General features: G+C 49.7%; 20 protein-coding genes. 7 read left to right on the top strand and 13 right to left on the bottom strand.

Features of this window, described 5'->3' with window-relative positions; genetic code table 11:
* Nucleotides 1-7 precede the first annotated feature (7 nt).
* The 7 genes from AC58PQ_RS24240 to sigY form a co-directional block, all read right to left on the bottom strand.
* On the bottom strand, nucleotides 8-1,213 hold the full coding sequence (locus AC58PQ_RS24240; RefSeq protein ID WP_497246161.1) for an MFS transporter: 1,206 nt from the start codon (nucleotides 1,211-1,213) through the stop codon (nucleotides 8-10).
* Nucleotides 1,214-1,433: 220 nt separating this feature from the next.
* A complete protein-coding gene (locus AC58PQ_RS24235) occupies nucleotides 1,434-1,646 on the bottom strand; it encodes a sigmaY antisigma factor component (RefSeq protein WP_497246159.1) in 213 nt (70 codons plus the stop codon).
* A complete protein-coding gene (locus AC58PQ_RS24230) occupies nucleotides 1,633-1,998 on the bottom strand; it encodes a YxlC family protein (protein ID WP_497246157.1) in 366 nt (121 codons plus the stop codon). The genes AC58PQ_RS24235 and AC58PQ_RS24230 overlap by 14 nt, the downstream gene beginning before the upstream one ends.
* Nucleotides 1,999-2,106: 108 nt before the next feature.
* Complete coding sequence (locus AC58PQ_RS24225) at nucleotides 2,107-2,898, bottom strand: ABC transporter permease (protein ID WP_497246155.1); 792 nt, start codon at nucleotides 2,896-2,898, stop codon at nucleotides 2,107-2,109.
* The gene (locus tag AC58PQ_RS24220; protein ID WP_497246153.1) at nucleotides 2,895-3,800 is read right to left on the bottom strand and encodes an ABC transporter ATP-binding protein; all 906 of its coding nucleotides are present in this window, start codon (nucleotides 3,798-3,800) and stop codon (nucleotides 2,895-2,897) included. The genes AC58PQ_RS24225 and AC58PQ_RS24220 overlap by 4 nt, the downstream gene beginning before the upstream one ends.
* The gene (locus AC58PQ_RS24215; protein WP_497246151.1) at nucleotides 3,800-3,991 is read right to left on the bottom strand and encodes a PLD nuclease N-terminal domain-containing protein; all 192 of its coding nucleotides are present in this window, start codon (nucleotides 3,989-3,991) and stop codon (nucleotides 3,800-3,802) included. The genes AC58PQ_RS24220 and AC58PQ_RS24215 overlap by 1 nt, the downstream gene beginning before the upstream one ends.
* 115 nt (nucleotides 3,992-4,106) lie before the next feature.
* Complete coding sequence (gene sigY, locus AC58PQ_RS24210; RefSeq protein ID WP_497246149.1) at nucleotides 4,107-4,643, bottom strand: RNA polymerase sigma factor SigY; 537 nt, start codon at nucleotides 4,641-4,643, stop codon at nucleotides 4,107-4,109.
* A 180-nt stretch (nucleotides 4,644-4,823) separates the two neighbouring features.
* Between sigY and AC58PQ_RS24205 the strand changes: the two genes are divergently transcribed.
* Nucleotides 4,824-5,705, top strand: coding sequence for a GNAT family N-acetyltransferase (locus AC58PQ_RS24205; RefSeq protein WP_497246147.1), 882 nt, complete (start codon nucleotides 4,824-4,826; stop codon nucleotides 5,703-5,705).
* A gap of 56 nt (nucleotides 5,706-5,761) precedes the next feature.
* Here the strand turns inward: AC58PQ_RS24205 and pyrH are convergent, their stop codons facing one another.
* The 3 genes from pyrH to AC58PQ_RS24190 all read right to left on the bottom strand — a co-directional run bounded on the left by pyrH (nucleotide 5,762) and on the right by AC58PQ_RS24190 (nucleotide 11,472).
* Nucleotides 5,762-6,502: a UMP kinase gene (gene pyrH, locus AC58PQ_RS24200; RefSeq protein ID WP_497246145.1), complete on the bottom strand. Its 741-nt coding sequence runs from the start codon at nucleotides 6,500-6,502 to the stop codon at nucleotides 5,762-5,764.
* Between the two features lie 166 nt (nucleotides 6,503-6,668).
* Nucleotides 6,669-8,003 carry an MFS transporter gene (locus tag AC58PQ_RS24195; protein WP_497246143.1) on the bottom strand — a complete coding sequence of 445 codons (1,335 nt, stop codon included), beginning with the start codon at nucleotides 8,001-8,003 and terminating at the stop codon, nucleotides 6,669-6,671.
* 583 nt (nucleotides 8,004-8,586) lie between these two features.
* Nucleotides 8,587-11,472, bottom strand: a complete 2,886-nt coding sequence (locus tag AC58PQ_RS24190) for an ATP-binding protein (RefSeq protein ID WP_497246141.1) — start codon at nucleotides 11,470-11,472, stop codon at nucleotides 8,587-8,589.
* Between the two features lie 213 nt (nucleotides 11,473-11,685).
* Between AC58PQ_RS24190 and AC58PQ_RS24185 the strand changes: the two genes are divergently transcribed.
* On the top strand, nucleotides 11,686-12,867 hold the full coding sequence (locus AC58PQ_RS24185) for an EAL domain-containing protein (RefSeq protein WP_497246139.1): 1,182 nt from the start codon (nucleotides 11,686-11,688) through the stop codon (nucleotides 12,865-12,867).
* A gap of 114 nt (nucleotides 12,868-12,981) precedes the next feature.
* On the opposite strand, the gene AC58PQ_RS24180 is transcribed toward AC58PQ_RS24185, so the two are convergent.
* Together AC58PQ_RS24180 and AC58PQ_RS24175 are read right to left on the bottom strand one after the other, a co-directional pair.
* Nucleotides 12,982-15,858, bottom strand: coding sequence for a DEAD/DEAH box helicase (locus AC58PQ_RS24180; RefSeq protein ID WP_497246137.1), 2,877 nt, complete (start codon nucleotides 15,856-15,858; stop codon nucleotides 12,982-12,984).
* Nucleotides 15,846-17,444 carry an SWIM zinc finger family protein gene (locus AC58PQ_RS24175; protein WP_497246135.1) on the bottom strand — a complete coding sequence of 533 codons (1,599 nt, stop codon included), beginning with the start codon at nucleotides 17,442-17,444 and terminating at the stop codon, nucleotides 15,846-15,848. The genes AC58PQ_RS24180 and AC58PQ_RS24175 overlap by 13 nt, the downstream gene beginning before the upstream one ends.
* Nucleotides 17,445-17,638: 194 nt before the next feature.
* Between AC58PQ_RS24175 and AC58PQ_RS24170 the strand changes: the two genes are divergently transcribed.
* Genes AC58PQ_RS24170 through AC58PQ_RS24160 form a run of 3 tightly spaced genes read left to right on the top strand, consistent with a single transcriptional unit; the run spans nucleotide 17,639 to nucleotide 20,113 of the window.
* A complete protein-coding gene (locus AC58PQ_RS24170; protein WP_497246133.1) occupies nucleotides 17,639-17,932 on the top strand; it encodes a hypothetical protein in 294 nt (97 codons plus the stop codon).
* A gap of 39 nt (nucleotides 17,933-17,971) precedes the next feature.
* Nucleotides 17,972-19,783 (top strand): DNA helicase RecQ, encoded by a 1,812-nt coding sequence (gene recQ, locus AC58PQ_RS24165; protein ID WP_497246131.1) that lies wholly within the window; start codon nucleotides 17,972-17,974, stop codon nucleotides 19,781-19,783.
* Nucleotides 19,784-19,801: 18 nt separating this feature from the next.
* A complete protein-coding gene (locus AC58PQ_RS24160) occupies nucleotides 19,802-20,113 on the top strand; it encodes a 4a-hydroxytetrahydrobiopterin dehydratase (RefSeq protein WP_497246129.1) in 312 nt (103 codons plus the stop codon).
* On the opposite strand, the gene AC58PQ_RS24155 is transcribed toward AC58PQ_RS24160, so the two are convergent.
* Entirely contained in the window at nucleotides 20,097-20,630 is a 534-nt protein-coding gene (locus AC58PQ_RS24155; RefSeq protein ID WP_497246127.1) for a GNAT family N-acetyltransferase, read from the bottom strand. The two genes, AC58PQ_RS24160 and AC58PQ_RS24155, sit on opposite strands and share 17 nt — an antisense overlap.
* 79 nt (nucleotides 20,631-20,709) lie before the next feature.
* Here AC58PQ_RS24155 and AC58PQ_RS24150 point away from each other — a divergent pair, with 79 nt between their 5' ends.
* Nucleotides 20,710-21,183, top strand: coding sequence for a GNAT family N-acetyltransferase (locus AC58PQ_RS24150; RefSeq protein ID WP_497246125.1), 474 nt, complete (start codon nucleotides 20,710-20,712; stop codon nucleotides 21,181-21,183).
* A gap of 26 nt (nucleotides 21,184-21,209) precedes the next feature.
* Complete coding sequence (locus AC58PQ_RS24145; RefSeq protein ID WP_497246123.1) at nucleotides 21,210-22,049, top strand: sulfurtransferase; 840 nt, start codon at nucleotides 21,210-21,212, stop codon at nucleotides 22,047-22,049.
* The last annotated feature ends 152 nt before the right edge of the window (nucleotides 22,050-22,201 follow it).

Genomic DNA, 22,201 nt, shown 5'->3' with positions numbered 1-22,201 from the left:
GACTGTGCTACATGGCCTGTTGCTTCGCTTTGTGTTGTCTTTTCCGCAGAAGCGGGTTTAACATCATAACCCCAACCACAAGCAACCCACCGCTCAACACATAAACCGTCAACAACGACGTTGCATCCTTCAAGTATCCAGACACCGCCATCCCCACCAGCATCATCCCCATAAAAATCGGTGTAATTGCACCGCCAACTCGCCCCATAAATGGACCTTCCGTGTTACGTACGATAAGGGTTTGAATACCAACATGGATGCAAGGATAGAACAATCCGCTTACGATTTGAAGGAGGATCGTGACAGAAACCAGTGTTGATGTTCCAACACCTACTGTACAAATGGCACTAACTAGTAAGCCAGTTGCGAGCAACCATTGAGGCTTAACCTTCTTTGCAATCCCCATTATGACAGCCCCGCCTATAAGCATTGAAGCCCCGCCCGCCATTAGAAACCATTGCAAGGACTGCTTGCTCAGCCCTAATTTCTCGATGGCGATAAATAATGCGAGTGGCTGAATCAAGCCGGCGGCTAATCCAGTAACACCGAAGGTGAGGCTAAGCGTTCTGAGCGCATGGTTGGATTGTACATAGCGCAGGCCGGCTGCCAGCTCTTTCGAGAAGTTTGTGCTTCTAGAGGAGGCTTCTTCTACGTCGTCTTTCGGTAGGAAAGTGAGGACTAGGGATGATCCGAAGAACATCACGCCCGTGAGGATCAGAGAAGCTTCGACGCCGTAGTTCAGATAGATGAACGTACCTACCACAGGGCCCAGCACCATGAAGATCGCTACGAGAGATTGAGACATCGCCATTACACCTTGAAGATGCTCCGCGGGTACATTCTTTTTATAGAGCTTCATAGCGGAAGGCTGTGAGAACTGCGATAAGCTCGCGGAAATGAACGTCCCGATTAGCAAGGCATACCAAGATCCATATAGCAGGGTAAGTAATACAAGGAACACCGTTACAGCAGATAAAAGATCGCACCAAACCATGGTCCGTTTCGGCTGCCAACGATCGGCAAACGTGCCGCCAATAAAGGCGAAGATGAAAATAGGTGCTGTCTCCACAACGGAAATCAAGGATACATACTGTGGATTATTGAAGGTAATGTCCGAGATATAAAGGAGAATGGCGAAATTTCGGATCCAAATGCCAAGCTGCAGGAGCACACGGGATAGGAGAATTGTTCGAACGTAGCGATTCGTGAACAAGTGACTCATTCCTTTCTAAAAAAATATTTACTGAATTACTAATTTACTAAGTTAGTAAAATAACATCCAAATCATAGCCCAGTCGTATGGTGAAGTCAATATAGTCTTGTGAATTCAAGATATTTACAGATAAGACAGTCGTGGCGCTCAATAAAAAAACGACTGCCAAAGTGGCACCCGTTTGTATGTGAATAAGATGGCGAAGCTAATCTTTGAAGAATTACTTGCGGTGGATTTTTCTCACTGCAAAAAGATAAACAATGGATGGCAGCGGAGCTGAAAGGATGCCCCAAATGCCCCAAAACCAAGGGTAACGAGCACCTTGTCTCCGCGAATCAATGTACAACCATGTACCTTGTACCAGTAACAGTAAAGCGATACCCATCCATGCCCAGAGGGGAAGATGATCGACCTTAGGGCTAGTCATTTTCATGAGAAGCCACCTGCCTTCTGACGAGCAGCCAAACTAGCGGAATCAAGATAGCCGCGGCTTGTATGGAGATGAAGGCAATCGGTCTAGCTGTTACCGTTAGATAATACACATAGAACAAGAGCAGCGCGCCGATCCATAGCATCAGTAAGTCACGTAACAGTTTGGACCGCTGCTTGCTCTTCGTAACGGCGATATGCTGCTCAAACCAAGCTGCGCTTGGCATCGGCACGTGGATGGCGGCATCTAGCAGGTCCAGCCCCTCGCGCAGCTCGCTCACCGTCTTTTCTCCGCCGTCGCCCTGAGGAGCGTTGTCCTTAGGGGCCCCATGCCGCCCCTTCAAATCCTTACCCATCTGTTTCAGCTCCTTTCGTAGTTCTTTCTCAGCATTGTACTCGCGGGATTTCACCCATCGATTTTCCAATTTCCCCAGAATCAAATCGGACCCTCAGAAAGGCGTTCGCTAACCGGTTAAATCGCTCCTGCTTTTGAATAAGCGTACCCCAAGTGCAAGAAGTAACGTGATGAAGAGAAATGACGATAGGACGCATAGTACAAGCCGATCTGATGCTTGTTCTTGCGTAACGAGAGCCGCAGCGTGGCTCGTTAGCATGGATGGACTCCAAGCCATATACGGCTTGAATAAGCTGCCCGCAATCGAGAGCAACACGGCCATCACGATAGCTGTAAACGCAATCGCAGCGCTGCCTCTAAGCCAAGTGCCGAGGACAACCGTCACTGTAACGATGAACGCGAGCCATAGACCGTAAGCGGCGAATCCTTGCATGAGAGGCACAACTTCGATTTGGCCGAAAATCACAATGGTATAATAGGCAGCGGCCGCATATCCGCAGCCGAACGATACGAGCGCAAGCGTTTGGATGCCAGCCCACTTGGCAGTTATATACGATGCATGGGGAACGGGCTTGATCATGATCATCCCGGCCACGCCGTTCAGCCGTTCTCCCGAGACGATCGTCATCGATACAAGCACGAGGATAAGCATCCCGATGGTTCCGAACTGAGACATCGTCTTGATGATCACGTCTTGCGGCGATGGTATCGGCAGCTCGATGACAGCTCCCTCCGGCAAACCGCCCATGTTTTGGATAATTTGGGGCGTATAGTATGTCGTTACGGGTTGCATGACACCAATCATGATGAAGACGAGTGGCACCCAGATCCATTTGGCATTGCGAGACATCTCAAGCATTTCTTTGCGATACAACGTCAGCCATTGGCTTATTCGATTCATTCTCCCACCACTTTCATGAATAAATCTTCAAGTGACGTATGCCCGGCTTCGAATTTACTCACGGATATGCCGCGGCGGACAAGATCAGCTAACAGTTCCTGTTTTCCAACAGTCAAGTCCTGCACATGGACACGTGCGCTATTTCCTGTCCCGGTAACCTGGTCAACAAGCGGAAGCAGCTCGATGGCTTTCCTCCATTGTTCAAGCGAAACGTCTGCTTCTACACGAATGATTGGCTGGCGATATTGCTCACGGAGCGCGTGCAAGGTGCCGGACAAGGCGATTTCACCACCGCGCATAATGAGCACGTCATCGCAAATCTCCTCAGCGTCGTGAAGCACATGTGTGGAGAAAAGGATCGTAGTCTCCCGTTTAATGACACGCAGCATCTCAAGCACTTCGCGACGGCCGAGCGGATCAAGCGCCGACACGGGCTCGTCGAGCATGAGCAGCTTCGGACGGTGAATCATGGCTTGAGCGATACCGAGTCGCTGCCGCATGCCTCCCGAGTACCCGCCGATACGACGATTGCGCGCATCCTTTAGACCAACGAGTTCAAGCAACTCATCTGTTCGCTTATTCAGTTCTGTTTTGCCGACGAAAGCCAGCTTGCCGACGTATATCAGAAATTCTCGGCCCGACATCCAGTTGTAGAAAGCAGGGATTTGGGGCAAATAGCCGATATGCTCGCGAATATCCGCCGTTTCTAGTCCGGGGAATAAGATCGTGCCTGATGTAGGCGGCAGTAATCCAGATAACATTTTGAGAGTCGTCGTCTTGCCGGCGCCATTGGGACCTAGCAACGACACACAGCTCCCTACTGCAATGCTGAAATCAATGTCATTCACGGCGACGGTTGCGCCAAACCGTTTCGTCAGATGCCTCACTTCGAGCAGCGTCATCAATCGTTTTTCCTTCCAAAGACAAAATACGTGATTGGCCCGAACATGCTGATGCATATGATAATTAGTGTCCACATCCATTTCGGTCCGTTCGTCTGTTCCGCACGCAAGCAATTGATCAGCGCAACTAGCATAAGCAACAGCTGTATGACTAGTAGTGGCAACACGATCGCCCAATTGATATCGATCATAATTCGTGACCTCCTCGTTTATCTCCATGCTTTGAATGAAAGGCTGATCCGCACGGTGACCGGCAAATCGCCAAAAGGCGAGCTATTCGTTCCGCTTGGGTTGCCAGTTGTCTGGTTATTCTCCTTCATCATTCGCCAGCTCTTGCCGCAGTTGTTTCAGTGCGTTATGCACGCGGGACTTGACGGTGCCCTCCGCGATGGCGAGCATATCGCCAATTTCTTCGTACGTATATCCGTAGTAATGCTTAAGAATGAGTGGGACGCGGCTTTCGCGCGGCATCTCGGCCAGAGCATTCAGCACATCAGGCCATTCGTCACCCAGTGAAAGAGACTGCCATTGCAGCAGGCGGAGAGCTTGCTGCTCCTCTTTCTCCTGCCAATTGCGCTCGAAGCGGCGCCGTCTGCTCTGATCAATCATCAATCGAGTAGCAATCGTAATTAGCCAGGACGAGAATTTCGAAGTCCCGTTGTAGAGCTTTATTTTTTCAATACATCGTGCCATCGTTTCTTGGGTAAGATCCTCGGCTAGAGACGGATGCAGCGTGATTTTGACCAAATACTTATAGACGAATGTATAATGCCGCTGCAGCAGCTGAGACAGAGCGATCGTGTCGCCTACCTTGGCTTGCCGAATAAGATCGTGCTCTTCCAAGTGATTGAACATCCTCTCTGCCTGGTTTCAAGAATAGTACGAACAGCAGGTGGAAATCGTTCACCGCACATCCGAAAAAATAAATAGAATCAAGCTTTAGCTTACCACGCCTGCGCCCAGACATGTATAATGACAGCAGGTAAGTCCATTTGAATGAGTTGAGTAATGGAGGACAACATAATGAAACAAGGTATATATGCAAGAGCGGGGCTATCCCCAGAAGAGTTGGAGGAAGTCCGAGCGCTGTGGGAGATATGCAATGCGCATGAAGGCATCGAAATTAAACTAAACTGGGGCACACTATCCAGCCGTCCTGCTTTGGTGACGAATGATTTTGTTTATTACGAAAATGACCGTATTATCGGCTTTCTGGCAATCTACAGCTTCCTTTCAACCGAAGTTGAAATCAGCGGTATGGTGCATCCGGAGGCACGGCGCCGAGGGATTTTCAATCAACTTGTTCAAACGGCGAGGGAAGAGTGCAGGAAAAGAGAGGTTCCTAAGCTTATTTTCATCAATGAGCATGGCTCGGCAAGCGGGAAGGCCTTTCTGACGAAGCTGGGCGCAGTTTACTCCTTTTCTGAGTATGTGATGGTGATGAAAGAACATATCATTCCACCAGTTCCCCCTCAAACCGAATTAAGCATTCGCTTAGCGGGTGTTGAGGATACCGAGCTTTTAGTCAAGTTGAATATGTCGGGCTTCGATATGACAGAAGTCGATACACGCGAATACGTAAAGCAAACCATTACAGGTGACAAGGAACGGACGTGGATTGCGGAGCTTGGCGAGAACAAAGAACCGATTGGAAAACTTGGTGCGATGGTGGAGCCAGGAGCAAGCGGGTTTATTTACGGATTTTGCGTGTTGCCAACCTTTAGGAGCATGGGTTATGGTCGTCAGATTTTAAGCCAAACGATTACGGCACTCAAGGAACAAGATCAAGCGGCGGACATTAAGCTGGAAGTATCGGTTGAAAATGAGAAGGCGCTCGGCCTGTATGAATCCTGTGGGTTTGCAACGAAAAACGCCAATAACTATTACGTGCTCCTCCTCGGCTAAAAAAAAGGGATAGCGCAGCAGATCGCTCTGCTGTCTATCCCCTTTTTTGCTTTATGTTAATGATAAATGAGTTCAGATGCCCCGCTAATAATTGTACCTGTATTAAGCCCCGCGCAAATATCCTTCATCGAGCCAGGCTTATCGAAATTGAACACATGAATCGGTACATGGTAGTCCCGCGCTAGAATAAAGGCGGATTGATCCATCACCTTCAAATTATGCTGAATCACATCGTTATAATGGAGTGATTTGTACTGGAGCGCTTCCTTGTGGTGCTTCGGATCCTTGTCAAAGACGCCGTCCACACCTTGCTTGGCCACGAGAATCGCATCGCAATTCACTTCAATGGCACGTTGCACGGAAGGATAATCTGTCGTAACGAAAGGCTGTCCATTCCCGCCGGCGAAAATGACGATGTACCCTTTTTCCAAGTGATGAATGGCTCGTAAACGAATGAAGGGCTCCGCCACAGAAGCGATCGGAATCGCTGTCATAACGCGCACCTCGGCCTCGGTCTTGGCCTTCAACACACCGCGAAGCATCAAGCTGTTGATGACTGTCGCAAGCGTACCAATATTATCAGCCTCGGCTTTCTCGATGCCCCAGCTTTCACCCATATTACCTCGGAAAATATTTCCTCCGCCTATCACGAGGCATACTTCAACGCCCAAATCCACGACGGTCATAATTTCGTTGGCAATATGATCCAGCTGTGTAGGGTCGAATCCGAATGAGTTGTCACCTGCTACAGCCCCGCCGCTAAGTTTAATGAGGACTCGCTTGTACCGTAAAGCCATTATCATTTCCCCTCTCTCTCTGATGAGAACGCCTATACGATGATAGCTGTGCCTGACTAGGAAGTATTGTGTGACAGCGGATGCTTGCAAAAAAACACTAAAGCCTCTAAATGCTCTAGTGTTTTCTGTGCCTGCTTTCCTCTAGTTAAAAGTAATTGTACATGAACTATGCAGGATTTTGCAATTTCTGCGGAACCCGCATGTGAACGATGAGCCCGATGATGACAAGGACCAGTAAGGAGCCCAATGCCACACGACTGGCTAAGTTACCGGAGGATGCCAACGCCCATGTGATCGAGCCGTACAGCAGAGGTCCGACAATGGAGGACACTTTGCCCGAGAAGGCGAACAGGCCGAAGAACTGGCCGCGCTTCTCTTCCGGCGTTAGCTGTACGATGAGCGTACGAGACGTCACCCACATAGCGCCCATGGAGACGCCGTATAGGCTGCCTGCTACCCAGAAGATGCTCTGGCTCGTCGCCAGGGCGGCGAGTGAGATAGCTACAATAAGAACAAGTGCAACGATGGTTACCGCTCTCTTAGGGCCGATGCTGCGCGTGACATAACCGAAGAGGAAGGAACCAATAACGCTAGACACCGTGGACACAAGATAGAGTAGAATGAACTGCCCTGTCGAGAAGCCCATGACTGTATTCGCATAAATGGCCATGACAGCAATCGCTGTGGCAATGGCATCGTTAAAGAAGAAGTAAGCGATCATGAACGTGAAGGCTGCTTGATATTTCCGAGCTTCCTTAAACGTCGCCCAAATCTCACGATATCCGCTAAGCAGCGATTTATTGGTAGCCACGGGCTTCTGAGACTTCTCTTTGTACAAGAACATAATCGGCAGCGAGAAAAGGAGGAACATGACGGCACTTGGGATGAAGGTACTTTCGAAGTGATTATCACTAACGAATAGGAAAGCAATAAGGCCGACGAGCGTGCCTACATAACCAACCGCGACACCAAAGCCGGAGATCAAGGGAATCTCACGTTCATTGCCTAGATCAGAAATCATGGAATCATAGAATACTAAGCTGGAGTTATAGAAAAATTTCGCGATCATGAAGAAAAGAATGACACCGATAATCGACGTATTGAGACCTAGCCACTCTTGCTCCGTCTTCCATAAGGCCGATGCCCCCATGAGGAGTGTCGCAATGATCGCGATGAGCGTGAAGGGGACGAGGTAGGCTTTCTTTTTACCTGTGCGATCAATCCAAACCCCGAATAAAGGCGATAAAAGCACCAAGAAGAAGCTAGAAAGTGAATTGGAGTAGGTGATGAAAGTACTCGCAATCTGGTCCATCTCCTCGGTGCTGCCTAAGGTTTCTTTCAAGTAAAACGGGTAGAACACAGTTACGATATTGGAAGAAAAAATGGTATTTGCAAAATCGTACATCGCCCATGCGAAAATCGGCAGGGAGAAAAATAACGCCCAAACACTACGTCCGGGGGCTGGATTGGAAGCGGATTCAAGCTTTGTCATATGAGGCACACCCTTTCTCTTCACTAACCTCTACTTTCACTAATATATTGGCGATTCTGCAGGGAAATCCCTCTTCTTCTCCCATGAGAAAGTTAAAGTTTTTCGGTTCTCGAAAAACTGCTTTCTTATTGGCGATAAAACTTACATATAAACGCGGGGTCGCTCATCAATGTATGGCTTCGATTAGAGTTTTCTCACAATAATATAAAAATCTCTTCTGAAATAAAAGAGGCTGTGCCATAAGGAACTATTATTGACATACAAAAGGAGCTAAGGCGTTTGCGCGTAGCTCGATTGTTTTTGTAACCAACTTCATTTTTTGTACATTATGGTTTCAGAGGTCTACATACTCAAAGATGCTAAAGTACACTTATTTTCGGGGGAAACAGCTAAACCTAGATAAATTAGTGCAGAAAGTACATCCTTTAGGATCAAAAATGATTAAAAATGATGAGTGCAGCAGAAATAGTTGCACTTTCGCAAGCATTTCAGATTGAGAGGGTAACTGGCTAAAAAAGGATGCACTTTTGCATCCTTTTATGCTTCACGGCTGTTCTCACGACAGGAATAACGTCATTTTGAGGAATGTCTTCTACTTGTCCGATTGAGGCTTGATGATATCGACCTCAATCATATCTTGATTCTCTTGCATTTTCAGCACGTTAATCCCGTTGCGTTGTAAGGTGGTTGAAAGTGTTTCTTTGTTTTGGGCAGGAAAAACATAAGCCAAGCTGCTTTTGTTGTCGAGCAAGCGTTTCGCCACCTGCACGAGTCGTTCCATCGTGAACGGCTTCTTCAGATATTTCTGAATCTCCTTCTCATAATAATCGTGAGGCGGATCGAGTGCAGTCGAAACAATGACCGGCGTTTGTGCGTGCACGGGGTGCTTGTACAGGTCTGCGATGAAATCCCAGCCCGTTTTCTCGCCTTCGAGGTGAATGTCCACGATGAATAAAATCGGACCTTCGCCCTCACAGCGCCGCAGCGCGATCATCCCTTCTTCAGCGGAACGTAGCTGGATGGAAGGTAGACTCAGCTTATGCAAGGCGACTTGAATTAATTTGGCTAGGTTATCATCATCTTCGAATATCACGATTTTCCCGTCTAAGCCTGAAATTTCATATTGATCTAGTTCAATTCGGAACGTGGTGCCATGTCCCATTTCAGACGTATAAGAGATATCCCCGCCATGGCCCTCCACAATTTCCTTCACGATGGCTAGGCCGAGACCAGTACCGCCAATCTGACGGCGGTCGGAGTTGTCGACACGGAAAAATTTCGAGAACATATGCTTATTCGCATCTTGCGGAATACCTAATCCGTAATCTTGAATGGCAATTGTGATTTTACCTTCGTGAGTCGAGATGTGAATGTCGATATGATCGGCCGCTGGCGAGTATTTAATAGCATTGCTAATGAGGTTATCAAATACTTGGCGAATACGATCAACATCTGCCCGTACCCACAGTTCGGGCTCTTGTTGGTGTAGGACAATCTGATGCAGCTGCTTATCCTGCCATTGCTCTGCAATTTCAGTGACAACGGACTTTAGATTAATCGGTGAGAAGTTGTAGGATTGACGACCTGACTCCATCCGCTGCAGATCCAAGAAGTCATTGATTAAATTCGATAGGCGCTGTGCTTCGTTGTAAATGGTTTCCATGTACCGTTTTTGCTTCTCTTGCGGAAGCTCACGATGCAGCAAAATTTCGATAAAGCCAAGCACACTAGCCAGTGGAGTTCGCAGCTCATGTGAAACAATGGAGATAAATTCATTTTTCATTTCATCAACGCGTTCTTCTTCTGTTCGATCACGGAAAACGAATAAGTACCCTTGCTGCTCGGTGCCCTCACTAACAACCGTAGCGTATAGCTCCGCATGTTGAAGCTGCTCGTCCTGTTGGAAGTTAAAGCGCTGTGTCAGATGAGATAGAGAGCGATCAATCAAAGCTTCGATGGAAGCGGCTACCCCGTGAAAACTAGGAGATGTGGCTCCGATCTCATAGCTGCAAGCGACTAAGTTTTGGCTGATACGTTCATTAAGTCCGAAATACTGATTCATACGTTGATTGGAAAAGAGGATCGTACCTTGGGAATCACACATCATCATGCCCTCGTGGGCCGATTCTAAAATATTTTGAATGAGATCATGTTGTCCTTCTAATAGCTGCTTCTCTGCAGTGAGTTGATCGTTCAGCTTGGCTAGGCTTTCCGCTTGCTGCAGCTTCTCATCATTCACGACCTGTGCATAGAAAGCTAGTCCGAATTGTTTGACTAATCCTTTGGTCAAACGTAGATTGTCATCTTGATAGAGCGAGCTTTGGTAATTCGTTAGTAAGAGAAAGCCAATGACTTCTTGCTTATCATCCGTGAGGGGAACGTATTGGTCGATGGCTCGCATCACGCCGCTATGGACACCTTGTTCATTCCCGGACACGTCACGGGTGTGGATGACAGAATTACCTTCGTCAAAAACACGTCGAGCTGGTCCGAACAGCTCGCTGCGAGAAGCTTGAATATGACCTTTGGGATAGCCGATGGAATGGATAACATCATAAGAGAACGTCCCGTCCTCTGAGCGACGCTCTAAGACGACCAAAGCGGCATCCTGCGCCAGCGAATTTAATAGGGCGGGCAAAGTATGTTTCAAGAAATCAGTTAATTTCACATAGCCGGTGAGCTTTTCTTGGTAGGAGGAGATCAGCTCCAAATCCCGTTCTCGTTCAGACAGCTTGGCTAGAGTAATCTGCTGTTCCTCCTGTTGGGCAATAATTTCCTCATTCTGAGATTCTAGACTCTCCGCCATGTAGCGGTACGTTTCCTCACTCTTGCGAAGCTCTTTCTCTGCTTGGAGGGATCGTAAGGAAATCGTAATCGACAGGGCTCCTGCAAGAAGGGCGATCAGGCTGCCGATCCTCGTGATCATGCGAGCGGTTGAGGCTGCTTGATGTGAAGAGGAATAAGCTTGTGATGTAATCTGTTCGATATTGTTTTCGATACTCTTATGAGCGACGCGATAACGATCCATTAATGTTTTGCCGCCGTTGACACGGGCTTTCGCTTCTTCAATCTTGCCAGCTCGGAATAATTCCAGGGTGGTATCATAGTACTTTTGCAAATTCGTAATGGCAGGTACCGCTTGTGTATCGATAATGATTTGTAGTGTTGGATATTTTTTGTCATACGTGGACAGCGTGTTTAAATCCAAGGCGACTTGTTCTCTACCCAACGTATAGGGTTCAAGGTATTGTTCAGTTCCGGCTAGTTCGTAGCCGCGAAGGCCTGTCTCCTGATTAATTAGGTTGGTCAATAAGCTATTGGCTGTCGTTAAAATAGGGATAGCCTCGTTCACGATCGCGTTGCTTTGATTCTCCATATTTCGAGAAGCCAAATTGTTGGATACATTGACGATGATTAATAAAACGACAATTAAAATGACATATAGCAGAGAGATTCGTGATCTCGTGAAGGTTTTCATACCAATGGGTCACCTAGCTTCTATTAGAATAAAAGATCTCACATAGAATTTCGACAAACCTCAACAAATTCCTCCATACGTGAATTATGTTATATTTTCTAACATTAAATATTGCGGAAAGTAGTGTTGTCGTTTAAAATATGAGTCAATGATCCAAGTTGTGTTAAGTAACATGACGCACATTATTTTCTGATAAGGAGGCGCACTGTGCAGGTGAAAAACATCAAGATTCCGCCACGTCATGAAGTACGTCCCTATTTTCAACCGATTATTTCTTTGCAGAGCCAACGAATAATTGGGTATGAAACACTGGGAAGGCGAATCCGTGAAAGCGGTGTGGAGAGCTTAGGTCCCTTTTTCAAAGATCCTGACATTTCCGAGGACATGCAGCTTATGATTGATCGGCATTTGAGAGAGCAGGCCATAGAGCGGATAGCCGCTGCATCTGACAAGAGCGAGCTGTTTATTAACTTAAAGCCTTCTTGGATTTATAGAACCTACAAACGAACGGGTGTCTTGCCAACCATTGAACTAATGAAAAAATACCAGATAAACCCCGCACGGATTGTCATTGAAATCACGGAAGAAGAATTTACAGGCCATCTTCAAGAGCTGACATGGATTGTTGAACTATATCGTGAATTTGGATGTACCATTGCCATTGATGATGTCGGTAGCGGCTTCAGTAATTTTGATCGAATTGCGAGCCTGCAGCCGAAGATCTTGAAGGTTGACCTGAATATTTTGAAAAAGAGTATCGTCCACGATGGCTATAAGGCTGTCATGCAATCTTTTTCCATTGTGTCAGCACAAATTGGTGCCTCATTGCTCGTCGAAGGTGTCGAAACGAAGCAGGAGCTGCGCAGTGCCTTACAGGTGGGAGCGAGATATGTGCAAGGCTTTCTATTCTCAAAAGCGGAACCTGAGCTGCAGCGACCAGATGCGTACAAAGCGATGCTGGAAGAAGAAATAAAATCGTTCGGTCAGGTTGAGTTTCAGCGATATCATCGCCTTCAGAGCGTACATCAAAGGCTGGATGAGCTCATCAATGCTTCCGTGCACATCTCGAACGCCGAGGAGGCTGATACCGTTATTGAACAAATTATCGATAACGTGACGGATAATTGCATGCGTATGTACATTTGCCAGGGAGATGGCTACCAAACCTCATCCAATTATACGCATACAGAGAAAGGCTGGAGGAAGGATGAGAGTTATCGCCAAGCGAACTGGACGTGGAGGCCCTATTTCATCTCCAACATCATCATGATGAACCTGCAAAAGCAAGGCATTCTATCCCAAGCCTATACCGACTTGGATACCTCGCGTCAGATTCAGACTTACTCGTGTGCGATGGGTGAGGGATATTATCTGTTTTTGGATTTGGAGATATGAGGGGAAAAGCGTAGAGATATAGAGAAAAAACGGATATGCGTGGAACACAAAAGAGGTTAACCCAGGTGAAGCTTGGGATAACCTCTTTTGTGTATGGAGCTAGAACCCGTAGCCCTACGCCTCGACCCACTCGCGGCGTAGCGAGAACAGATCGCGCAGCTCGTCGGTCGACAGCTCGGTGATCCAGTTCTCGCCAGAGCCGACGATCTGCTGGCTGAGGCCGAGCTTGCGCTCGATCATCTCGTCGATGCGCTCCTCTAGCGTGCCGAGCGTCACGAACTTGTGCACCTGCACATGTCGCGTCTGGCCGATTCGGAAGGCGCGGTCCGTCGCCTGATTCTCGACGGCGGGATTCCACCAGCGATCATAGTGGAACACATGATTCGCCGCCGTCAAATTGAGCCCGATGCCGCCGGCCTTCAGCGAAAGAATGAACACATTTCGCTGCTCGTCATCCGTCGGCTGACTCAAGCCTTGGAAGTGCGCGATCATTTCATCGCGCCCATTCTTGGATGTTCCGCCGTGCAGGAACAGCACTTTTTCGCCGAGTTCCTGCTGAAGCACATGCTGCAGCAGATTGCCAGTCTCGACAAACTGCGTGAAGATCAAGCATTTGTCGCCTTCTTGGCGCAGCTCCTGCACCATCTCAAGCAAGCGTTCCAGCTTGTTCGAGCGTCCGCTCCACGGGGCGCCGAGCCCTTCTTTGAGCAGCAAAGCCGGGTGGTTACACACCTGCTTGAGTTTCGTTAGCGCAGCCAGGATGAGGCCGCGTCGCTCCATGGCGGAAAGCTTATCCAGCCGATCGAACATATCCTGGATGTAGTTCTCGTACAACGAGCCTTGCTCCGCTGTGAGCGAGATGAACATTTTGGACTCGTTCTTCTCCGGCAGATCCAGCTGAATGGCGGGATCTTTCTTCTCACGCCGCAACAAGAACGGACGGATTAGCTTTTGAACCTTACCGATCGTCGCCTCATCGCGTGTTTTCTCGATGGCATTCACATAACGATGCGTGAACTCGCGCACGGTGCCGAGATAGCCAGGATTCGCGAAGTCGAAAATCGACCACAGCTCGGTAAGCCGATTCTCAATCGGTGTGCCTGTCAACGCAATGCGATGATACCCATTCAGCCGGCGGATCGCGGTGGCTTGTTTGGTGTATGCATTTTTAATATTTTGAGCTTCGTCCAGACAGATGGAGTTCCAAGCAATAGCGCCTAGCTCACTCTCATCCAGATGGGAAAGCGTGTAAGACGTCAAGACAAGATCATATTTGCCGACGATTTTCTCCGCAAAGGCAGAGCCTTTCAACCGCTGCGGTCCATAGTGAAGATGGACGCGCAAGGAAGGGGCAAACCGTTTCAGCTCCATCTGCCAGTTGCCTAGCACGGATGTCGGACAAACCAACAACGATGGTGTATCCGGCTGCTCGGTCTCTTTCACCGTGAGCAAGTACGTGATCCACTGGATTGTTTTCCCAAGACCCATGTCATCAGCTAAGCAGCCGCCAAGGCCAAAACGTCGCAAGAACAACAGCCACGAAATGCCGTCCACTTGATAATGGCGAAGTGAGCCATGAAAGCTAGCCGGCGGCTCGATGGTTGGTATCGCCGAGGTTTGCGTGAGCTGGTCGATCATATGGCGTAGCTGCTCGTTAAGCTCAACTTCCATGTCGAGGTAGCGCATCGCATCCGGATCATCCTCGGCAGGCAGCAAGCCGCCAGCGTCACCAGCAAAATGCAACTCCAACACATCGCGGAAGGACAGCCCTTGCTTCTTGTGCACCTGTTTCATAATCTGCTCGACCTGTGCCATGAATTTCGGGTCGAGCTGAATCCAGTTGCCGCGAATCTGGATCAGCTTGCGCTTCTCCTCTAACAGCTGACGGAATTCTTCTTCCGTCAGCTCCAAATCCCCAACAGCCAGCTTCCAGTCGAACTGCATCAGCTGGGTCAGCCCGAACATCGTCTCCCGTCCAGAACCGACGGAAGACTTGATCTTCGCGCGCAGCTTCGGCCGCATCTTACGGATGCGCTCCCACCACGCTGGCAGGAACACGCTTGTTCCTGCCTCAACAAGGCGGACGCTTCCCTCTGCGAGGAAGCGCCAAGCCTCTTCCTCCGTCAACGACTGACGGAGGACGCTCTCGCCCGCATCCAGCCACGGCAGGATGCGCACCCACTTCGCCGCGTCGCGTTCGACGCGGCCGATCTCAGGCAGCCACGCCTCCGGCAGTGGCTGTTCCCCCGCGACCGGCTCGCCGACGGTCGTGACGGTGCGCAGCACCTCCGGCGCGAGCCGGTCCTGCAGCAGCACGCGCAGCTGCCAGCCTGTGCCGTGCGCCAGGTCGGGCTCGACGAGCTGCAGGCACGTCCTCATCGGCGTCCGGTCCTGACGCCAACCAATGCTGACGAGCCAGTCTTCCTCGTCCAGCCACACTTCCGCGCTGGCATCCGCGCGGCGCATTAAGGGATACGCAGCTTCCAGCTTGCGTAAATTGTCTTTCATGATCCCGTCGGCATCGACCCATTCCGGGATCAGTGCATGAATCCAGCGTGCAACCGCTGGTGTCTCAAGCGTCTGCAGCTCCTCCGGCAGCTGCAGCTTCCAGCCGATTTCGCCGGACTTCCATTTCTCGTAGTCCGGCATGAAGCGGCCTGTCGCCAGCGACTCGCGAATAGCAGGAGCTAGCGCAATGACATCCGCGCAAGAAGCATGCCACTTCAATTGTAGATGCTGAACCGGCTGCGGTTCGCTGAAATAGTCGAGCGCCTCTAGTGGCTGCAGCTCGATGCCTTCCCGATTCTGCCATTCACTCGGTTCCATGAAGGTGCCGAAGAAGGAGGCGCGATGCCAGGCGAATAGCATATGTTTTAAATCAAGAGCATCCCAAATACCGCCGTTTTCACGGGAACCCCAAAGAAATAATGACCCGTTAGGTAAGGAGCTAACGTGAACGGTCAGCGCGCTGGTTTCGATCATCGAATCCATTTTCCTTTCTTGAGCTCTTCTTGGAAAGCACGCAAACGCGAGAACTTATCCGCTAAGCGGTAAATATAGTGCTCCCAGCGGTCATCCTGGCCGATGTGTTTATAAATGCTATGCAGCTTCTTCAACAGGCGGACTGCCGTCTTGTAAGAAGCCCTATTTTTCTCCAGAACAGCCCGTTCGGCTGCTTGATGATAGAGCGGAAGAAGCAGCGCTGAGTCATGCTCTTCGATCGCTTTGAGCTCCATTCCATACAGATTCAAGGGTGAAATCCGATTCGCAAGCTGCAAATCCACCCATTGACGGTACCGCTTCGTTTGAAGCAAATACGCCGTGTAATAGTAGTAGGAACGCGGCAGTAAGGACTCCATCACCTGTACCCACTCGCTATCGTTCGCTAGATGCTTGGTCGTATCTAGCCAATATTGGCAGAACGTACGGAAATCATCGTGATTCGCGTTCGTAATCGAAGGGAATAGCCAACGCAGCCAGACCAGCATGTGGTCCCACTGTCCATCGTTCGCAAATTTATTTAAATAAAGGAAGAAATCCTTCGCATGCGGATGAGCCAGCTGTCCGAGGCGTTCGAAGGCTTGCTCGGTATGCCCCTGCATAATATCAAAATGCGCCCTAGCCGCAAGCAACGTATCCTTCTTTTTCGGAAGCAGCTCCTTCTTGGCCAGAAGACCATCGAGACGCGTTACTTCCTCTTTTTGTGCGCTAGGTTGATCGGTCAGCTTCCACCAGATGAAACGATACACGAACAACCAATCAACGGGACTGTCCTTGCCTTGAAGGGCGGATTCTCCAACCATTTTCATCGTGGACAGCCAGATCTTCGGCTCCGCTTGAAAGGAATGATTGAATTTCATGCGTTCCACGAATTCGACAAGCTTATCTTCACAGTTTTTGGCGGCGATTTTGCACCCATTTTCGTGATAGTAAGACAGGTAAGAGCTTTTCGTTTCTTGATAAAATTGTTCGATCTTTCGCATCATGAACAGCACAATGTGGAACATATAGAGCTCACGCGTCGTGTCGCGCCAGCTCGCTGCATAAGGCGGCAACGACTCCAAGGCGGAATCGTAGAAGGTTTCTATGGAATGCTGATGAGAAATCGAGAAGCCGTGGAATTTCCCTTCAAAGAAACGATGCCAATCGCTAGGCATACTTTCTTCCAAAGGCACATTCGCCTGTGCGGCCGCTTTACGTTCTTGGATAACAGAAGCTGCCGCACTGCGGGCTGGCTTCTTCCGTGTATGGATTTGTTGCTTTAACTGCTGTAGGACAAGCTCTGGCCGACCATAAGGGGCGTACAGGCTAAAAAATGTAGCACCAATATGCTGACAGAAGCCCTCAAAGGAGCAAGTGCAGGTACTCGCTGCGAAATTTTCTAAATGAACTTCTGCCGTATGGATCTGTTTGCCTGCGACGGTTGCTAGGACACTCAGCCCTTTGAGATCAACCTCAGTCACTCGGCCTTTATGATAATACTCCCAGCCTTGCTCCAGACGGGTGGCGTCAAAGTGCAGCGGGATTTGCTTGATGAGGTAGTTCATTCGATTTTTGGGAATTTGAAGTTTCAACATGTGATCGTTCCTACCCTCCGAGCGGCGCATTCCTTCTTCCATAGTAACAGATTTTTTCCGAAATTGCCCATTTCCACAGTTTATGCCAAAGAGGATATTTTTAATCCGTCCCCAAAGGGGTTAACCCTGCATTCTTACCTAGAATATGATAAAGTGAAGCTAGAAGAAATGCTTCTTGAAGGGAGACTGCGCGAGTGGGTATTAAATTTGGTCGTGAATATAAGGACATTGTTACTGATTTTGTACGTGGGATCGAAATGGTGAATGGATTCTATGAGCTGCTGGAGATGAATGCAGAAGACTGGCAGGAGCTGGATGAAAGTGAACAGGAAGAATGCCTGCGTACGCTGGCTGATGATATATTTTACGGATTAGGTAGTTCACCGGTTATGCAGGTTGGAGCGGGTTCGGTTAGACATGATGCAGGTAATCACGTACTCAAGGTACATGATGGCGAAAAGTTAGTTTCGGTCATCTATCTGGTCTAAAACAGGCAGAACCGCGATATAGAAAGGTGTAAAGAAGCTATGTTGGATGGCGCAAGAAAGGTTCTACAACAGGTTTATGGGTATCCTGAATTTCGCGAGGGTCAGAAAAATATTATTACGAACCTTCTCGAGGGTAAGGATACTTTAGGCATTATGCCAACGGGCGGCGGGAAATCGATCTGTTACCAAGTGCCAGCGATGCTGATGGAGGGTGTGACCTTAGTCATTTCCCCGCTCATTTCCTTGATGAAGGATCAGGTAGATGCGCTTGGTGCGCTAGGTGTTGCTGCCACGTTCATTAATAGTACGCTGGAAGCTAGAGAAGTGGAACAGCGCATGCAGGGGGCTATGCAAGGTAAGTATAAACTGCTCTACATCGCACCCGAGCGTCTGGAGTCGGAGCGGTTTCGCGCACGCATGGCGGCTTTGAATCTGCCTCTCGTTGCGATTGATGAGGCACACTGTGTCTCGCAGTGGGGTCATGATTTCCGTCCGAGCTACGTCTCGATTGCGCCGTTCATTCGGGGGCTGCCGAATCGGCCGATTGTGGCGGCGTTCACAGCAACGGCAACGGCTGAGGTCACAGCGGACATCGCCCGATTGCTGGAGCTGGATACCGCAGGGATATTCATCAATGGCTTCTCGCGCGACAATTTGGAGCTAACCATTCTTCGTGGTGAGAAAAAGCGGGATTACATACAGAACTATGTGAAGGAACATACGCATCAGCCCGGCATTATTTACGCTGCGACGCGTAAGGATGTTGAGGATTTGTACGAGACGTTGCGTAAAAAAGGCTTTGCCGCAGGCAAGTATCATGCCGGAATGTCGGATGATGAGCGCTCCTACATGCAGGAGGCGTTCCTCTACGATGATATTCGCGTGATGATCGCGACGAACGCTTTTGGGATGGGCATTGATAAGTCCAATGTACGGTATGTTATTCACTACAATATGCCGAAAAATATGGAAGCTTATTACCAGGAAGCCGGTCGTGCGGGGCGTGATGGTGAGCCGAGCGAGTGTATTCTGCTGTTCAGTGCGCAGGATATTATGACGCAGAAGTTCCTCATTGAGCAGAACCAGCTCTCGCCTGAGCGCAAAGCGAACGAGTACAAAAAGCTTCAAACCATGATCGACTACTGCTATTCGCCGCGCTGTTTGCGGAATGCTATTTTACATTATTTTGATGAGCAAAATATTAAAGATACTTGCGGGAACTGCAGTTCCTGCAAGGACGATCGCGACACCGTCGACATTACCGTCGAAGCGCAAAAGATCTTCTCCTGCATTCGCCGCATGAACGAGCGCTTTGGGATCTCGATGGTCGCTTCGGTGCTGAAGGGCTCCAAGGCGAAGAAAATCATGGACTATCGGTTCGATCGTCTGCCGACACACGGGATCATGAGCAATTTGCCGGAAAAGGAAATCGCAGAATTGATTAATGTGCTGATTTCGGAGGGGTTTTTGCAGTTGTCCGAGGGGCAATACCCGGTTGTTCGGTTGATGCAGCCTGCAGCGGAAGTGCTTCAGGGCAAGCTGCCTGTGAATCAAAAGGTGCGCAAACAGCCCGTTCGCGCTGTCGCCGCGATGGACAATACGTTATTCGAGCAGCTTCGGTTGCTGCGTCGTGAAATGGCTGCGCGCGAGAAGGTGCCGCCGTATATTATTTTCGCCGACAGTACGCTGCGTGAGATGAGTGAGAGCTGTCCGACCACAGAAGCCGCGATGCTGCGCATCAAGGGGGTCGGTGAGGTGAAATACCGTAACTACGGGAAGCCGTTCCTTGAGCTGCTTCGCACGTATGCGGGTGAGAGCGATATGGGCGTGGTTGCTTACGATTACGAGTGAGGAAGTGCGAGGGCGTTGATGAGGGTGAAGCTAGAGAAAGCTGAAGTTGATGCTCGGCTTGCCGAGCTGGGGACGTGGAACCTAGAGGCTGAGGAGAGCAAATGGATCGTGCGCAAATACCGATTCAAGGCTTTCCTGCAGGGAATCACCTTCGTTAACGAGGTCGCTCGAATCTCGGAGGCGGTGAACCACCACCCCATGATCGCGATTGATTATAAAATGGTGACGTTGCGCCTGACCTCGTGGAGTGCAGGTGGCTTGACTGAGCTCGATTTCTCGACTGCTTTGAAATTTGATCAGGCGTATGCGGAGGTTAACGCGTTAGGATGAGGAGCGGACCGGTGTATACCATGCAGTAGAAGTCTGCGGGACCGGTCGGTGTCCACTTCTCGTAGGTATCCGTGATGGTGAAGCCGGCACGTTGGTAGGCCTTGATGGCTCGCTCGTTCCAGACGAGCACCTCGAGATCGATCTCTTGCTCGGGTTTGCTAAGCTGGGCTTCGGCCACGAGCATCTGAACGAATTGCGCGCCGAGTCCGCTGCTGCTAGCCCCGCCTTTACCGCAAAGATCTGGCCGAAGCCCAAGGCCTAGTCGGGTCACGCCCACGATGGGGAAGAACTGAACGAATCCTTGTAATGTTCCTGATTCATCGACAATACCGCGATACTGGTCATCTCTGATTTGGGGATCAGCAAATTCGAATTGGTTCTGCAGCATTGTGGTCCAGTTGGGCCAGTTATAGAGATCGTAAGGAGCGGGATAGTGCCACGTGCACAGCTCCTGACACGCTGTTTCGGTTAGCGGAACCACACGCCAAGGTAAAGTTAAGGTAATAGGTTGAGGCATATTGTGGGCAACCTTTCTATATGAAGCTGATATTACTTATTTATACCATACCAATCGAAGAATAAGGAGGGCACCCGTGATGACACAAGTGACCATTCGTGAAGCCGTAATATCCGATATCCCCCAGCTCAAAACTTTAATGCTCGCTTATATTGTGGATTTCTATCAGTACCGACAACCTGAAGATGAGAAGCTGAACGCTTTGATTCATGAACTGCTTGAACAGAAGATCGGTATTCAATTTGTGGCAGAGACGGAGGAGGGGGCATTAGTTGGCTTTGCGACCTTATATTTCAGCTACAGCACGCTGCGTGCCGCTAAGATTGCCATCATGAACGATTTGTTCGTTATTGAAACGGAGCGTGGGCAGGGAGCGGCGGCGAAGCTTTTTGCAGCTTGCAAAGGCTATGCAGCTAGACATCATTATGCCAAATTAACCTGGGAAACAGCTCCAGATAACTTACGCGCGCAAGCTTTTTACGATAAAATGGGTGGAGACCGAGGTCATTGGCTGACCTTTTCTGTGATACCTACAAGTGGGATGGGCGATTAATTATTTAGGGGAAGGTGGCAGGAACCGTGGAAAATATCGTAAGTCAGAGTTGGCTGCTAGGGCAGCTTGGGGATGCAAATATCGTCATTGCGGATTGCCGCTTTGCGCTTGGAAAGCCTGATTTCGGCCGTGAACAGTATGAGCAGGAGCATATTGAAGGAGCCGTGTATGTCGACTTGGAGAAGGACTTATCCGGTGCCTTAATGGCACACGGCGGCCGACATCCGCTTCCGGATCTCGGGGCATTCTCGATCCTCGTCGGCAGCCTCGGCATTGACGGTACGAAGACCGTCGTTGCTTACGACGATCAAGGCGGAGCCATGGCATCACGCTTGTGGTGGATGCTGAAATTCCTCGGCCATTCCGAGGTATATGTTTTGGATCAAGGATTTAGTGCGTGGAAAACTGCAGAATATCCAGTTTCTACTGAAGTACCTGCGATATTCCCGCGGACCTTCTCACCGAAGGTGCACCGTTCCATGCTAGCGAGCATGGACGAAGTGAAAGACAAGCTCGGTCGCCCAGGCACCGTGCTGGTTGATTCGCGCGAGGAGCGCCGCTACCTCGGCTTGGAAGAGCCGATCGATGCGGTGGCTGGCCACATCCCAGGTGCGCGCAACTTCTTCTGGAAAGGCGTTCTCGGTGAGAACGGCGCTTGGTTGTCAGCTGCGGAGCAGGAGCAGCACTTTGCCGCGCTGCGCGACGCTGATGAAATCATCGTCTATTGCGGCTCCGGCGTGACGGCTTGCCCGAACGTGCTGGGCCTCAGCGAAGCGGGCTTCGACAACGTGAAGCTCTACAGCGGAAGCTGGAGTGATTGGATTTCGTGGGCAGATAATCCGATTGCGACCGGGGAAGAAGAATAGTGGGAAGACCGCGTGGGACGCGGGTTTGGCGTACGGTGTACTTTTGCTGTACGTCTTTTTCGATGCTTCTAAAGAGGCTCTAAGTCAACAAGGAGTCAACAGTTGCATGCTGAAAATGCGGTACTTGGCACACTACCACGTAAGTGTCAATA

The sequence above is a fragment of the Paenibacillus sp. J22P143 genome (assembly GCF_059692035.1).
Note: the sequence above shows the minus strand (reverse complement) of the source record. Positions and strands in the feature narration are given on the sequence as shown.